A 14492-nucleotide genomic window follows, 5' to 3' on the forward strand; every position below is an offset into this window, starting at 1 on the left:
CCCGCTCCGGGGTGCATGCTGGGGACATGCGCCCCGGAGCCCACAACGCCATCACCGACGTGCCCGGCGTCCGCGTCGGTCACGCCACCCGTGACGAACCCGGTTGGCTGACCGGCACGACGGTGGTCGTCCCACCAGTCGGCACCACGGCCGGTGTCGACGTGCGTGGTGGTGGGCCCGGCACCCGCGAGACCGACCTGCTCGACCCGCGCAACCTCGTCGACGCGGTCGACGCGATCGTGCTCTCGGGGGGCAGCGCCTACGGCCTCTCCGCCGCCGACGGCGTCGTCGCCGCACTCGCGGACGAGGGCCGCGGCTGGCCGGTCGGCCCCGGGCCCGGCGAGGTCGTGCCGATCGTGCCCGCGGCGATCCTCTTCGACCTCGGCCGCGCCGGCGCGTGGCGCCACCACCCGGGGCCCGACGAGGGGCGGGCCGCCTACCTCGCGGCGAGCGACGGTCCGGTGGACGAAGGGGGTGTCGGCGCCGGCACCGGGGCCCGTGCCGGGGGCCTGCGCGGCGGCGTCGGGTCGGCGAGCCTCGTCCTGTCGTCGGGCGCGACGGTCGGTGCGCTCGTCGCGGTCAACGCCGTCGGCTCGCCCCTCTCCCCCGATGGTCGGCTGCTCGCCGAGCGCCTGCTCGTGCCGGGCGAGGTCGACCTCCCCGAGCCCGATCCCGTTGCGGTGCAAGCCCACTGGGAGCGCCAGGCGGCCGAGGCGCAGGCGCTGCGCGCGGGGACCGCGACGACGCTCGCGGTCGTCGCGACCGATGCCCGGCTCGACAAGGCCGGCTGCTCGAAGCTCGCTGGCGTCGCCCACGACGGCTTCGCCCGGGCACTCTCGCCCGTGCACACGGCCTTCGACGGCGACACGGTCTTCGCGCTGTCGACCCCCGGCGAGGTGACGCCGACCCCCTTCGACGTCGTGGAGCTGCAGACCGCGGCAGCCGACTGCGTGAGCCGGGCCATCGCCCGGGCGGTGCTCGCCGCGGCCTCGGTCGACCACACGGATGCCGGCGGGGCTGCCCTGCCGGGCTATCGCGAGACGCTCAGTCGGAGGTGACGAAGGTCAGGTCGACGTCCGGGGTCGGACCGTCGTCGTCCGAGCCGTCGGAGATGTGGTGCCGCGCCTCGTGTCGGATGACCCAGATGCACAGGGCAGCGAGCGGGATGCTGATGAGGGTGACCCCGAGCGCTTCGTCGCGCATGACGAGACCGGTGAAGGCCAGGAGGACGAAGACCACGACGAGCACGAAGGCCGTGACGAGGTGGAGCCCGGCGAGGTCGCTGCGGCTCTCGCGGGTGCGCAGCCACCGGTGCCGGAGCAGGTGGTGCGTCCACATGAGCAGCCAGCCGAGCGGCAGCAGGACGAAGGGGAGCAGCGCCCACTCCCGGGCAACGAATCGGCCCACCAGCGGCGAGACGAGGGCACCGACGACGATCGCCGGCAGCCAGAGGTAGAGGCAGATCGCCGCGACCAGCCGCAGCCGACGAAGGGGAACCGCCCACCGGCCCGCGCGCACCGATTCCGGCAGGCCGGGACCGACCTCGCGACGACGGGCGGCAGCGGCACGCAGCTCGTCGTCGGTCGGCTCGGGCCGGGGCCGGGGCTGCTCCGGGGACTTCGCCTGCTGGGACTCCACGCGCTCCCGGGCCCGCTCGTCGGCCGCGACCCGTTCGGCGAAGCGCTCCCGCTCGTGCGGCGGCGACCAGCGGTCGACCGTGAGCTCGTTGCCCGCGAGGTCGACGTGGACCTCCTCGGCCTTGAGCTCGCGCCACGACCCGCGGACGAGGTGCCACAGGAGCCAGCCTCCGCACAGCACCCACCACACGAGCAGGGTCGGCAGGTGCGCGTCCGGCTCGGTCTCGCCCTCGACGAGCATGCGGGTGAGCATCATCAGGGCGACGGCGAGCACGAGCATCAGGCCCATGGCCAGGGCCAGCCCGACGACCTGCACCAGCCACCAGACGAGGCTGCCCGGGGCGGGGCCGCGGCGGGGTCCGGGAGCCCCGGACCCCGCCTGCCCGGAGGTGGTCACGGTCAGTGGGCGCTGTAGTTGGGCGCCTCGACGATGCCCTGGATGTCGTGCGGGTGGCTCTCCTTGAGGGAGGCGGAGGTGATCCGGACGAACTTCCCCTTCGCCTGCAGCTCGGGGATGGTGCCGGCGCCGACGTAGAACATCGACTGCCGCAGGCCGCCGACCATCTGGTGCGCGACCTGGGCGAGGGTGCCGCGGTAGGCGACCCGGCCCTCGATGCCCTCGGGCACGAGCTGGTCGTCGCTCGTGACCTCGGCCTGGAAGTAGCGGTCCTTGCTGAAGGACTTCTTGCCGCGGCTGCTCATCGCGCCGAGGCTGCCCATGCCGCGGTAGGCCTTGAACTGCTTGCCGTTGACGAAGATCAGCTCGCCCGGGCTCTCCTCGCAGCCGGCGAGGAGCGAGCCGACCATGACGGTGTCGGCACCGGCGACGATCGCCTTGGCGATGTCGCCGGAGTACTGCAGGCCGCCGTCGGCGATGACCGGGATCCCGGCCGGCTTCGCGGCGAGGGAGGCGTCGTGGACCGCGGTGATCTGCGGGGCGCCGACACCGGTGACGATGCGCGTGGTGCAGATGGAGCCCGGCCCGACGCCGACCTTGATCCCGTCGACGCCGGCGTCGATGAAGGCCTGGGCGCCCTCGCGGGTGGCGACGTTGCCGCCGATGACCTGCACGTGGCGGGTCGCGGGGTCGCTCTTGAGCCGCTCGACCATCTCGAGCAGCAGCTTGACGTGGCCGTGGGCGGTGTCGGCGACGAGGACGTCGACGCCGGCGTCGATGAGCGTGGTCGCGCGCTCCCAGGCGTCACCGAAGTAGCCGATGGCCGCGCCGACGAGCAGGCGGCCCTGCGCGTCCTTGCTCGCATTGGGGAACTGCTCGCTCTTGACGAAGTCCTTGACCGTGATGAGGCCGGCGAGACGGCCGGCGTCGTCGACGATCGGCAGCCGCTCGCGCTTGTGCTGGCGCAGCAGGAGGGTCGCGTCCTCCTGCGAGATGCCGACCGGCGCGGTGATCAGCGGCATCGGGGTCATGACGTCGCGCACGAGCGTCGTGGCCCACTCGGCGACCGGCGTGAAGCGCAGGTCGCGGTTGGTGATGATGCCGATGAGCACGCCCGCGTCGTCGACGACCGGCAGGCCGGAGACGCGGTACTCCCCGCAGCGCTGGTCGAGGTCGTCGAGGGTCGCGTCGGGGCCGATGACGACGGGGTTGGTGATCATGCCCGTCTGGGTCCGCTTGACGAGGTCGACCTGGTAGGCCTGGTCCTCGATGGACAGGTTGCGGTGGAGGACGCCGATGCCACCCTGACGCGCCATGGCGATCGCCATGCGCGACTCGGTGACGGTGTCCATCGCAGCCGAGATGAGCGGCGTCCTGATGCTGATCTCGCGGGTCAGGCGGCTCGTCGTGTCGAGGTCGCCGGGCGCCAGCTCGCTGTAGCCGGGCAGCAGCAGGACGTCGTCATAGGTCAGGCCGAGCTTGGCGAAGGGGTCGGGAGCCGCGCCCCCGGTGTGGTCACGGGCGGTCGGGTCACCGAAATCCATCTCCCTATCCTAAGCCACCCCCGAGGCGCTCCCGGACCTGACCAATTGCTGACCAAATGGCTGATTCCTAGGGCGAACCCATACCTTTTCGTCGACCTCTGTTTGCGCCGATCTTCTTAGGTTGGCTGAGAAGAGACGGGGGTGCATGCCTCCTCGGCAGCACCTGAGCACGGAGGTAGACATGGCGCACGCAGACAAGGTGCCGGGTCCGGTCGCGGACCACTGGGAGTGGCAGTTCGAGGGCGCGTGCCGCGAGACGGGCAGCGAGTCCTTCTACCACCCGGACGGCGAGCGCGGCGCGGCCCGCCGCCTGCGCGACGCCGCCGCGAAGGAGATCTGCGCGAGCTGCCCCGTCATGGCTGCGTGCCGCGAGCACGCCCTGGCCATCCGCGAGCCCTTCGGCGTCTGGGGTGGCATGACCGAGGACGAGCGCCAGGTCGCGCTCACCGAGCGCGACATCGCCGCCGCCGGCATCGCCGGCTGAACCACGTCCCGACGAAGGGGGCGGAGCGTGCCCCCTTCGCGTCCTAGGCTGGCGGGGTGACCTCCCCCGAAGCCGTCCACATCCGCGACGAGTCCATCCGCCTCGGCCAGCTGCTCAAGCTCGCCGGGCTCGTGGAGGACGGCGTCATGGCCCGTGAGGTCATCGCTGCCGGTGAGGTGAGCGTCGACGGTCAGGTCGAGACCCGTCGTGGCGCGCAGGTCCGGGCGGGCAGCGTCGTGGGCTTCGCCGGTCAGCAGGTCGAGGTCGTCACCGGAGAGGCCGAGATCGACGTCCCCTGGTAGCCCTTCGAGGCGGTTGCTGCGCAACCTTCCTCAGGGACCGGGTGCGAGGCGTCAGCCCTCGGTGAGCATCCAGTCGAGCGCCTGGTCGACGTGGATCGCCGTCGTGTCGTGCAGCGGCACGGGGCAGTCGTCCTCCTCGAGCAGGAGGCCGAGCTCGGTGCCGGCGAGCACGACGCACTCGGCGCCGCGGTCGGTCATCCCCTGCAGAACCGTGCGCAGCGCCCGGCGCGAGGAGTCCTTGATGACCCCGTGCACGAGCTCCTCGTAGATGATCCGGTCGACCTCGGGCCGCTCGGCCTCCTCGGGCAGGATCACCTCGATGCCGCGCTGGGTGAAGGGCGTGGTGTAGAAGTCGCCGGACATCGTCGTCAGGGTCGCGAGCAGGCCGACCTTGCGCTGGCGGGAGGCCTCGACCCGGCGGGCCGTCGCCTCGGCGATGTGGAGGAAGGGGACGTCGACGGCATCGGCGACCTGGTCCGCCACGACGTGCATCGTGTTGGCGGCGAGGATGATGCCCTCCGCTCCCCCGGCCTGCAGGCTGCGGGCGCCCTCGACGAGCAGCCGTGCCATCTCGTCCCAGTCACCCGCGTTCTCGGCATCGTCGACCGGCTGGAAGTCGAGGCTGTGGACGAGGACGCGGGCGCTGTGCAAGCCGCCCAGGCGCGCGTCGATCCCTTCGTTGAGACGGCGGTAGTACTCCGCCGTCGCCGACCAACCCATTCCGCCGAGGACACCGAGGAGACGCATGGCCCACACCCTAGCCAGCGGCCCTGTCCCCGTGGGGTCTTCGTTCCGCCCTGTGGTTCGCATCGCGGGCGCCTGCCCGGCCGCACCGGGCCCGGGCATACCCTGCACGCGTGAAGGTGCTGCTGCTCGAAAACATCCATGACGTCGCCCGCGACGCGCTCGTCGACGCCGGCTTCGAGGTCGAGACCCGCTCCGGGGCCCTCGACGAGGCCGAGCTGATCTCCGCCCTCGAGGGGGTCGACCTGCTCGGCATCCGCTCGAAGACCAAGGTCACCCAGGCCGTCATCGCGGCCCGCCCGGAGCTCAAGGCCGTCGGCGCCTTCTGCATCGGCACCAACCAGATCGACCTCGACGCGGCCGCACAGGCCGGCACGGTCGTCTTCAACGCCCCCTTCTCCAACACGCGCAGCGTCGTCGAGCTGGCCCTCGGCGAGATCATCTCGCTCGCCCGCCACCTGACGGACAAGAATGCCGCGCTCCACGCCGGCGTCTGGGACAAGTCGGCGAAGGGAGCCCACGAGGTCCGCGGCCGCACCCTCGGCATCGTCGGCTACGGCAACATCGGCGCCCAGCTGTCCGTCGTCGCCGAGGCCTTCGGCATGCACGTCTCCTTCTACGACCTCGAGGACAAGCTGCCGCTCGGCAACGCCAAGAAGTGCGACAGCCTCGACGAGCTGCTCGAGACCTGCGAGACGATCACGCTCCACGTCGACGGTCGCGCGGGCAATGCCGGCACCTTCGGCGCCGAGCAGTTCGCGAAGATGCGCCCGCGCAGCCTCTTCCTCAACCTCTCCCGCGGCTTCGTCGTCGACCTCGAGGCCCTGCGCGACAACCTCGTCTCCGGGCACATCGCCGGCGCGGCCGTCGACGTCTTCCCGAGCGAGCCCAAGAAGGCAGGCGACCCCTTCGAGAACTGCCTGCAGGGCATCCCCAACGTCATCCTCACCCCGCACGTCGGCGGCTCCACCGAGGAGGCGCAGTACGACATCGGTCGCTACGTCGCCGGCAAGCTGCGCGACTGGGCCGACACCGGTGCGACCTCGATGTCGGTCAACGTCCCCGCCGTCGCCGCCCCCGTCGCCGCGGGCAGCACCCGCATCCTCCACCTGCACAAGAACGTCCCCGGCGTCCTCGCCCGGGTCAACACGATCCTGTCCGAGGGCGACGTCAACATCGACAGCCAGCAGCTGAGCACCAAGGGCGAGTACGGCTACGCCGTCACCGACCTCGCGAGCAACCTGCCCGCCGACACCGAGCAGCGCCTGCGCGACCTGCCCGAGACCGTCGAGGTCCGCGTCATCGTCACGGTCTGATCCGGTTAGTTGCCGTCCCCCAAGTCCCCGGCTCGGGGCCCGACCCGGGGACGAGCACCCATGACCGCGTACTGCGCCAGACCTACGAGCGCCGTGCAGGCTGCGGCGACCTTGAGTTGTTCGCCGAACCTCAGCGAGTAGAGAACGTTGGCGGAGAGCGGGACGACTCCGGGCACAGAAGAGACGGCGACCAATAACGCCGGGGCGATCCACGCGGCGCGGGCTCCGATACTGGCCGCCGCCATCGTCGCCATCCCCGACAGGAGGAGCGAGACCAACATGATGTGCGGAACCGGGAGGTGAGCGTTGCCCGCCACCGCGGCCATCCCCAAGCAGGTCGTCGCCACGAAGACACCGGACCACATGAGGCGGTGCCACACAAGGGAGCGGCAACGAGTGAGCACCGCCGATGGGAGCGCTTCGTCCAATACCCTGGACATCACGGCCAGGGGTACCAAGGCACCCGCGATGGTCAGAGAGTCCACGTAGGTCCCCCGCGGTTCGTGGGGGAACAGCCACGAAGCTGACAGACGCGCGAGCCCCGCAGCGAGGAGTAGGGCCAAGAAGAGGTCGACTGCCAAGCGGCCGTCGAAACCTCGCACCAACCACTGGCCGCCCGGGCTCCTCACCCGAGGTCCTTAAGTGAGATGTCGCCGGCACGCCAAGCCGTGGCGTTGCGCGACAACCACTCACCTCTCGCCCTTGGCCCACGCTGCTGCCACTTCCGCGCCACCCTCGACACCTCCGGATCAGCGAGCATCTGATCGAGGGGTGCCGCTCCCGGGTAGAGGCTGCCGTCGCTAGGAAGCCCTAGGTCTCGCAATGCCTGACGTTCAACGACCCACTGAGCTCGCGAGTCGCCCGCGCCACCAGGACGTACCAGCGACTTGAGCCACAGACCCTCCAGAACGCGACGATCGGGGCGGGTCTGCGCCGACAGGTCCAGTCCGGCGTCAGACAAAGAGATCCTCCGCCCTGACGCCAGGCTGCGGACCACCTCTGCGTGATTCCTGTCGAAGACAGCGCCTTCGTCATCGACGAGGACCACCTGCTCGGGGGCTGCCAATGGCGCGACGTTAACGACTCTGCGGTAGGTCGATGCGATGTCTTCGGCCAGGTAGCTTTTCACTGAGGGCACACACACTTCAACGTGGTGTCGGGTCATGCACACCGTTCGCGCAGCTGCCCAGTCCGGCTGACGTTCGACGTCGGACAGGAGGAAGGACCCCGACAAGCTGATCGAGATGATCCCCGCAGCGATCCAACGGAAGAACCCGAGAATCCCACTGGCCAGACTGATCGGCACCAAGGCTTGGACGAGATAGATCCAGCCCGGCGTGAAAAATAGTGTCATCGAGCGAAAATCGATGGGATGCGCCGCCACGAAGGGCGGCGCCGCCGCTCGAAAAAGCACGAGGACGACAGCCGCGTAACCCAGCACGGCGGACGCGGCAGGGACCCAACGACGAGGCCAACGGCCCCCAACCACGACTCCGAGAACTGAGGAGACGGCGATCCAACCGAGCGCGGGAATGAGCACAAGTGGCTGTGGTCGTCCGTGCGTGGCAGTTCCAGCCGTCAGTGCCCACATCGCTAGAGCCGTGGTCGTCAGTCCCAGAGTCGCGACTGCGGCAACCTCCGCCGCGAAGCGGCGCTCTGCCCTCACTCGCTCGTGCGGCGGGCCGACTGCCAACTGATCAATTCCGCTCCGAGCTCGCGACGCGGCAAGCCAACTCGCTGTCCCCAAGACCACGGGAAGGGCCACGATCAATGTCCGGCCGATCATCGCATCGGTCTCGGTCCACACACCGTGCCAAGTTTCCCGCCGGCCCCAAGCGACCAGTCCCGAGGCGATGGCAGTGGTCAACCCGAGGACGATCGCACTTCGACGATCCAGCATGACGAGCCGAACCCATCGACGATCATGCAATCGCACGCAGGTACCCTTCACGCACGTCCGCTACCTCGGGGGCTGACACACCAGTCAGGCCCGCTGGGGTGCCTTCAAACCGGACCGCGCCATCGTGGATGATGACCAGTCGCTGCGCCACTGCCGCTACGTCCTCGAGAAGGTGCGTCGAAATCACCACCGAGGTGTCCGTAGAAATGCCACGAATTCTACGGTGAAAATCATCGCGCTGCTCCGGGTCGAGACCCACTGTGGGCTCGTCCATGAGAATGCTGCGGGGGTTGCCCACCAGCGCACAGGCGATTCCCACCCTGCGCATCTGACCACCCGAAAGTCGTCCAAAAGGGGATCGAGCGACACCGGCGAGGCCCACGGCCGACAGAACGCGCTCCACATCGACATCGCAGCGTTTCAGCCATGCGGCGTACTGGATAATGCTCGAAACAGTGGCCCGATCCGGCGCGCCGAATGACTGGGGCAACCACCCGAGGTCACCGCGCAAGACTCGCCAGTCGTGGGAAGAGGCTACGGGGCGGCCACCACGGAGAACGCTCCCGCTGTTGATTCTCATATCACCAAGGAGCGCCCGGAAGAGGGTCGTTTTCCCTGCACCGTTGGGGCCCATGAGGACGGTACAACCCGGCGGAAACTCGCAGGTAACGGATCGAAGCACTTCGCGGCCGCCACGGCTCACACTGAGTGCTCGGGTCCCAATACTCACTTTCGGATCGTTGACGACCACGAGCCGCAAGGGTCCGGCGAGTATGGGACGTCACGGCAGATCTGATCGCTCCCGCCCTCGCTCGACGTCGAGATGGCCGTGACGACACATTGATAACCCTGCCGCTTGACAGCGGTCAACGAACTTGTGGCCGGTGTATAACGGCCACACTTATAGTCGGGCTCGTTGTCGAAGACAACCTTTCCGCTGAAGTACACCGGGTCACCGTGGGTTGATTTGAGCGAGCCATTGCGCTCATACCCCTTGGTGAACCACTCCTGGACATAAAAGGTGCCCGAACCATCGTCCGACGACACCGTGACTGCATAGGCCATTGATGGGATGAGCGCCAACCCCACCCCGCCCACCACCGCAATCAACGTGCGCTTCATGGAACCCTCCCCCGTCTTGTGTGATGGCATGAGGCTCCACCTTCTCCCGACTCATGTCAAGGGGTGGTTTCGAGGCTCCTTCGTCGCACCACAACCACCAGAGGGCCATCACACCTCAACCACCGGCGCATGACGAAGGGGGCGGCGCACCGGTTGGTGCGCCGCCCCCCTTCGCTCAGGTCAGGACGTCAGTGCGAGTGGCCGTGGCCCTCGTCCTCGTCCTCCTTCTTGTCCACGACGAGCGTGTCGGTGGTCAGGACCATCGACGCGATCGAGGCGGCGTTGACGAGCGCGGAGCGGGTGACCTTGACCGGGTCGATGACGCCCTGGCCGATGAGGTCGCCGTACTCGCCCGTCGCGGCGTTGAGGCCCTGACCCGGGGTCAGCTCCTGCACCTTGGCGACGGCGACGTAGCCCTCGAGGCCGGCGTTCTCGGCGATCCAGCGCAACGGCTCGACACCGGCGGTGCGCACGATGTTGGCGCCGACCTGCTCGTCACCCTCGAGCTGCACGGCGTCGAGCGCGGAGACCGCGTGCGCCAGGGCGGAGCCACCGCCGGCGACGATGCCCTCCTCGATGGCCGCGCGGGTCGCGGAGATCGCGTCCTCGATGCGGTGCTTCTTCTCCTTGAGCTCGACCTCGGTGTGGGCACCGACCTGGATGACGCAGACGCCACCGGCGAGCTTGGCGAGGCGCTCCTGGAGCTTCTCGCGGTCCCAGTCGGAGTCGGTGCGCTCGATCTCGGACTTGATCTGGTTGACCCGACCGGTCACGTCGTCGGCGGCACCCTGGCCGTCGATGATCGTCGTGTTGTCCTTGGTGACGACGATGCGACGGGCCTGGCCGAGGTCCTCGAGACCGACCTGGTCGAGCTTGAGGCCGACCTCCTCGGCGATGACCTGACCGCCGGTGAGGATCGCCATGTCCTGGAGCATCGCCTTGCGGCGGTCGCCGAAGCCGGGGGCCTTGACGGCCGCGACGTTGAAGACGCCCTTGAGCTTGTTGACGACGAGCGTCGAGAGGGCCTCGCCGTCGATGTCCTCGGCGATGACAAGCAGCGGCTTGCCGGACTGCACGACCTTCTCCAGCACCGGGAGGATCTCCTGGATGTTGGAGATCTTGCCCTGGTTGATCAGGACGTAGGCGTCCTCGAGGACACCCTCCATGCGCTCCGGGTCGGTGACGAAGTAGGGGCTGATGTAGCCCTTGTCGAACTGCATGCCCTCGGTGAAGTCGAGCGCGGTCTCGGCGGTCGAGGACTCCTCGACGGTGATGACGCCGTCCTTGCCGACCTTGTCGAAGGCGTCGGCGATGATCCCGCCGATGCCCTGGTCCTGGGCGGACAGCGACGCGACCTGGGCGATCTCGTCCTTGCCCTCGACCTCACGGGCGGTCTCGAGCAGGCGGGCCGAGACGGCCTCGACGGCCTTGTCGATGCCGCGCTTGAGGCCGGACGGGGCGGCGCCCGCGGCAACATTGCGCAGGCCCTCCTTGACCATGGCCTGGGCGAGGACGGTCGCGGTCGTCGTGCCGTCACCGGCGACGTCGTTGGTCTTGGTGGCGACCTCCTTGGCGAGCTGGGCGCCGAGGTTCTCGTAGGGGTCCTCGAGCTCGATCTCGCGGGCGATGGTCACGCCGTCGTTGGTGATCGTCGGGGCGCCCCACTGCTTGTCGATGACGACGTTGCGGCCCTTGGGGCCGAGCGTCACCTTGACGGCGTTGGCGAGCTGGTCGACGCCGCGCTGAAGGGCGTCACGGGCGGAGTCGTTGAACTCCAGTTCCTTGGCCATGTCTGTCCTTTGGTTCTAACGAAGGGGGGAAAAGCGACGCCCCGGAGGGCCCGGGAGAGGGCCGCACCCGGGGCGTCAGCTGTGAGTCGTGCGCAGGCTCAGGCGAGGATCGCGAGCACGTCGCGGGCGGAGAGGATGAGGTACTCCTCGCCGCCGTGCTTGATCTCGGTGCCGCCGTACTTGGAGTAGATGACGCGGTCGCCGACGGAGATGTCCATCGGGACGCGCTCGTCACCGTCGTCGTTGAAGCGGCCGGGGCCGACGGCGACGACCTCGCCCTCCTGCGGCTTCTCCTTGGCGGTGTCCGGGATGACGAGGCCGGAGGCGGTGGTCTGCTGCGCCTCGATGCCCTTGACGACGATCCGGTCCTCGAGCGGCTTGATGGAAACCGACACGGTGACTCCTTCTGTGGGGACGAATGTGTGAGTTCTGGGGCGAAGCCGGGCCGGGCGCCGTCGCGGGGGTCGTCCAACCGTGGCATCTGGCACTCGCCAGTGGTGAGTGCCAAGAGCAAATCTAGGCCGCCGTTTGGCACTCGGTCAACCCGAGTGCCAGCGCCCGGTCGGATAGGTCCGCCGTGCCGAGCACGATGCGTGACAATGGCGCACGTGGACCCGACGACCGTGCGCTGGCTGGCCTCCCCCGAGGGGCACGAGTCCCTGCACGGCCTGCCCGAGTACCGCGAGGCGGACGCGGTCGGTCTGGCCTCGCGGCTGCGGGCGGCGGGCCACTCCGCCGAGCGCGTCGCCGCGCTCCTGACGCAGAAGCGTCTGCAGGCTCGCGCGCAGGAGAAGTTCGGCGAGTTCGCCGAGGGCATGCTCTTCACCCCCGACGGGCTCGAGCAGGCCAGCCGCCTCGAGGTCGCCGCCACCCACGCCGGGCGCTACGCGACCGCGAGCCTGGCGACCGTCCACGACCTCGGCTGCGGCATCGGCTCCGACGCGATGGCGATGAGCGCCCTCGGCGTCACCGTCCACGGGGTCGACGCCGACCCGCTCTCTGCCGCCATCGCCGACGTCAACCTGCGCCCCTGGCCCGACAGCCGGGCCCGCACGGGGGTGGCCGAGGACTTTGAGGCACCCCTCGACCCCTTGCACTCGCGCACCGGTGTCTGGCTCGACCCGGCGCGCCGCACGCCCGGCGTCACCGACCGGAGCGGGCGCACGCGACGGGTCTTCCGGCTCGACGAGATCTCGCCGTCGTGGGACTTCGTGCTGTCGGTGGCCCGCGACGTGCCCGCGACCGGCGCCAAGCTCTCCCCTTCGCTCCCCCACGACATCCCGCCGCTCGGCACCGAGGCCCAGTGGACCTCGTGGCAGGGCACCGTCCTGGAGTGCACCGTCTGGTGGGGCCCGCTCGTCAAGGAGGCCGGACGCAGCGCCCGCGTCCTGCGCAAGGGCGCGCCCCCGGTCGAGGTGGACCAGCGCACCTGCGAGGAGGACCCCGCCGCGGCCGCCTCGCTCGCCGAGACGGGGCGATGGCTCTACGAGGCCGACCGAGCCGTCAACCGGGCCGGGCTCATCGGCACGGTCACCGGCGCCGTCAGCGGGATGGAGCTCGAGGCCGGGCTGGGCTACGTCACCAGCGACGAGGCGCTCGACCTCGGCCACGCCCGCCGCTACGAGGTGCTCGAGGCGATGCCCTTCTCGGTCAAGGGGCTGCGCGGCTGGCTGCGCGAGCGCGGCATCACCGGTCTGACGGTCAAGAAGCGGGGCATCCGCCTCGACGAGGACCAGCTGCGCAAGCAGCTGAAGATCGGGCGCGGCGCCGGTGACGGCGAGAGCGCGACCGTCGTGCTCACCCGCGTCGGTGGTGAGCAGGTCGTGCTCGTCGTCGAGGCGACCTGAGGGTCCGCGGGTAGCCTGCACCCCATGCCGACCCGAGCCAGTCACCTGACCCGCGCCGCTGCAGGCCTCGCCGTCCTCGCCCTCGCAGGGTGCGGCGCCGACTCCGGGGAGGGCAGCTCGACCTCCTCCTCGTCGACCTCGGGTGCGAAGACGTCGAGCTCGACGACCTCGACGTCGGCGACGTCCTCCCCTTCGTCCTCGTCGAAGACGTCGTCCGCGAGCTCCTCCTCGCGCACGACTTCCGCCACCGCCTCCGGCCCGGACGCGGGCGCCTGCGTCGAGCAGGTGCGCGAGGCGATGACGCCGACCCAGCAGGCCGGGCAGCTGCTCATGGCGGCGATGCAGCCGGGACCCGCGACCGGTCTCGACGGGCCGATCGGGGCCCAGGGTCTGGGCTCGATGCTCTACCTCGGCGGCTGGAAGGACAGCGGGACCGTCGCGGCCGCGAGCCAGCACCTGCAGGACGTCTCCCCGACCGTCGACGGCACGAAGGTCGGCATGCTCGTCGCCGCCGACCAGGAGGGTGGCGAGGTGCAGCAGCTCACCGGTTCCGGCTTCACGTCCATGCCCTCGGGCCTCGAGCAGGCCCAGCTGCCCGACCTGCGCTCCTCTGCCAAGGGGTGGGGCGCCGAGCTCAAGCAGGCCGGCGTCAACGTCAACCTCGCCCCGACCGCGGACACCGTGCCCGCCGAGATCGGCCGGGCCAACGAGCCCATCGGCAAGTGGGGGCGCCAGTACGGCTCGACCCCGCAGGCCGCGAGCAAGGGCGCGCTCGCCTTCGCCCAGGGGATGCAGGACGCGGGCGTCGAGCCGACGGTCAAGCACTTCCCCGGTCTGGGGCGGATCACGGGCAACACCGACCTGCGCGACACCGGCATCACCGACTCGGTGATGACCCGGGACGACTCGCACCTCACGCCCTTCGCCGATGCCATCGACGGCGGCACCCAGATCGTCATGGTCGGCTCCGCGCACTACTCGCAGATCGACGGCGAGACCCCGGCCCTGTTTTCCTCGAAGATCGTCGACGGCATGCTCCGCGACGACCTGGGCTTCGACGGGGTCGTCATCACCGACGACGTGGGCGCGGCCAAGGCTGTCTCCGCCACCCCCGTCGGCGAGCGGGCCACGAAGTTCATCGCCGCCGGCGGCGACATCGTCCTCACCGCCGACCCGAGCCAGGTCTCGACGATGGTCTCCGCCATCGAGGCCAAGGCGAAGGGGGACCCGGCCTTCGCGAAGCAGGTCACCGCGTCGGTCACCCGGGTGCTCACGCTCAAGGAGGACATGGGTCTGCTGCGCTGCGGCTGAGCCGAGTGGCCGTGGCGCCGGGTCAGCGGCCGAGTGGCCGGGGCCAGGTGGATGGGCCCCCGCCGTCGCTCCGTACGACGAGCCACGCTCCCGCACGG

General features: G+C 70.0%; 15 protein-coding genes. 6 read left to right on the top strand and 9 right to left on the bottom strand.

Going from position 1 to position 14492, the window contains the following annotated elements; translation table 11 throughout:
* The first annotated feature begins 26 nt into the window (after nucleotides 1-26).
* Nucleotides 27-1058 (top strand): P1 family peptidase, encoded by a 1032-nt coding sequence (locus tag NMQ01_RS12050; RefSeq protein ID WP_255184169.1) that lies wholly within the window; start codon nucleotides 27-29, stop codon nucleotides 1056-1058.
* On the opposite strand, the gene NMQ01_RS12055 is transcribed toward NMQ01_RS12050, so the two are convergent.
* A complete protein-coding gene (locus NMQ01_RS12055) occupies nucleotides 1045-2034 on the bottom strand; it encodes a hypothetical protein (RefSeq protein WP_255184170.1) in 990 nt (329 codons plus the stop codon). The genes NMQ01_RS12050 and NMQ01_RS12055 overlap by 14 nt on opposite strands.
* A gap of 2 nt (nucleotides 2035-2036) precedes the next feature.
* The gene (gene guaB, locus NMQ01_RS12060) at nucleotides 2037-3578 is read right to left on the bottom strand and encodes an IMP dehydrogenase (RefSeq protein WP_255184171.1); all 1542 of its coding nucleotides are present in this window, start codon (nucleotides 3576-3578) and stop codon (nucleotides 2037-2039) included.
* Nucleotides 3579-3759: 181 nt separating this feature from the next.
* On the opposite strand from guaB, the gene NMQ01_RS12065 reads away from it, so the two are divergent.
* The gene (locus tag NMQ01_RS12065; RefSeq protein ID WP_255184172.1) at nucleotides 3760-4062 is read left to right on the top strand and encodes a WhiB family transcriptional regulator; all 303 of its coding nucleotides are present in this window, start codon (nucleotides 3760-3762) and stop codon (nucleotides 4060-4062) included.
* Nucleotides 4063-4118: 56 nt separating this feature from the next.
* Nucleotides 4119-4364: an RNA-binding S4 domain-containing protein gene (locus NMQ01_RS12070; RefSeq protein WP_255184173.1), complete on the top strand. Its 246-nt coding sequence runs from the start codon at nucleotides 4119-4121 to the stop codon at nucleotides 4362-4364.
* 51 nt (nucleotides 4365-4415) lie between these two features.
* On the opposite strand, the gene NMQ01_RS12075 is transcribed toward NMQ01_RS12070, so the two are convergent.
* Nucleotides 4416-5111: an aspartate/glutamate racemase family protein gene (locus NMQ01_RS12075; protein WP_255184174.1), complete on the bottom strand. Its 696-nt coding sequence runs from the start codon at nucleotides 5109-5111 to the stop codon at nucleotides 4416-4418.
* Nucleotides 5112-5221: 110 nt separating this feature from the next.
* Between NMQ01_RS12075 and serA the strand changes: the two genes are divergently transcribed.
* Entirely contained in the window at nucleotides 5222-6424 is a 1203-nt protein-coding gene (serA, locus tag NMQ01_RS12080; RefSeq protein WP_255184175.1) for a phosphoglycerate dehydrogenase, read from the top strand.
* Nucleotides 6425-7049: 625 nt separating this feature from the next.
* Here serA and NMQ01_RS12085 read toward each other — a convergent pair.
* The 5 genes from NMQ01_RS12085 to groES all read right to left on the bottom strand — a co-directional run bounded on the left by NMQ01_RS12085 (nucleotide 7050) and on the right by groES (nucleotide 11631).
* Nucleotides 7050-7865, bottom strand: a complete 816-nt coding sequence (locus NMQ01_RS12085) for a hypothetical protein (RefSeq protein WP_255184176.1) — start codon at nucleotides 7863-7865, stop codon at nucleotides 7050-7052.
* Nucleotides 7866-8346: 481 nt separating this feature from the next.
* Nucleotides 8347-9075, bottom strand: a complete 729-nt coding sequence (locus NMQ01_RS12090) for an ATP-binding cassette domain-containing protein (protein WP_369694814.1) — start codon at nucleotides 9073-9075, stop codon at nucleotides 8347-8349.
* On the bottom strand, nucleotides 9051-9446 hold the full coding sequence (locus NMQ01_RS12095; RefSeq protein WP_255184177.1) for a hypothetical protein: 396 nt from the start codon (nucleotides 9444-9446) through the stop codon (nucleotides 9051-9053). Before NMQ01_RS12095 ends, NMQ01_RS12090 begins: the two co-directional genes overlap by 25 nt.
* A gap of 188 nt (nucleotides 9447-9634) precedes the next feature.
* Entirely contained in the window at nucleotides 9635-11236 is a 1602-nt protein-coding gene (groL, locus tag NMQ01_RS12100) for a chaperonin GroEL (protein ID WP_255184178.1), read from the bottom strand.
* Nucleotides 11237-11334: 98 nt separating this feature from the next.
* Entirely contained in the window at nucleotides 11335-11631 is a 297-nt protein-coding gene (gene groES / locus NMQ01_RS12105; RefSeq protein WP_007924339.1) for a co-chaperone GroES, read from the bottom strand.
* A 213-nt stretch (nucleotides 11632-11844) separates the two neighbouring features.
* Between groES and NMQ01_RS12110 the strand changes: the two genes are divergently transcribed.
* Nucleotides 11845-13083, top strand: coding sequence for a class I SAM-dependent methyltransferase (locus NMQ01_RS12110; protein WP_255184179.1), 1239 nt, complete (start codon nucleotides 11845-11847; stop codon nucleotides 13081-13083).
* Between the two features lie 41 nt (nucleotides 13084-13124).
* On the opposite strand, the gene NMQ01_RS12115 is transcribed toward NMQ01_RS12110, so the two are convergent.
* Nucleotides 13125-13415 carry a hypothetical protein gene (locus NMQ01_RS12115; RefSeq protein WP_255184180.1) on the bottom strand — a complete coding sequence of 97 codons (291 nt, stop codon included), beginning with the start codon at nucleotides 13413-13415 and terminating at the stop codon, nucleotides 13125-13127.
* Between NMQ01_RS12115 and NMQ01_RS12120 the strand changes: the two genes are divergently transcribed.
* Nucleotides 13381-14394: a glycoside hydrolase family 3 N-terminal domain-containing protein gene (locus NMQ01_RS12120; RefSeq protein ID WP_255184181.1), complete on the top strand. Its 1014-nt coding sequence runs from the start codon at nucleotides 13381-13383 to the stop codon at nucleotides 14392-14394. The genes NMQ01_RS12115 and NMQ01_RS12120 overlap by 35 nt on opposite strands.
* Nucleotides 14395-14492 lie beyond the last annotated feature (98 nt).

The organism is Janibacter sp. CX7 (assembly GCF_024362365.1).
Taxonomy (GTDB): domain Bacteria; phylum Actinomycetota; class Actinomycetes; order Actinomycetales; family Dermatophilaceae; genus Janibacter.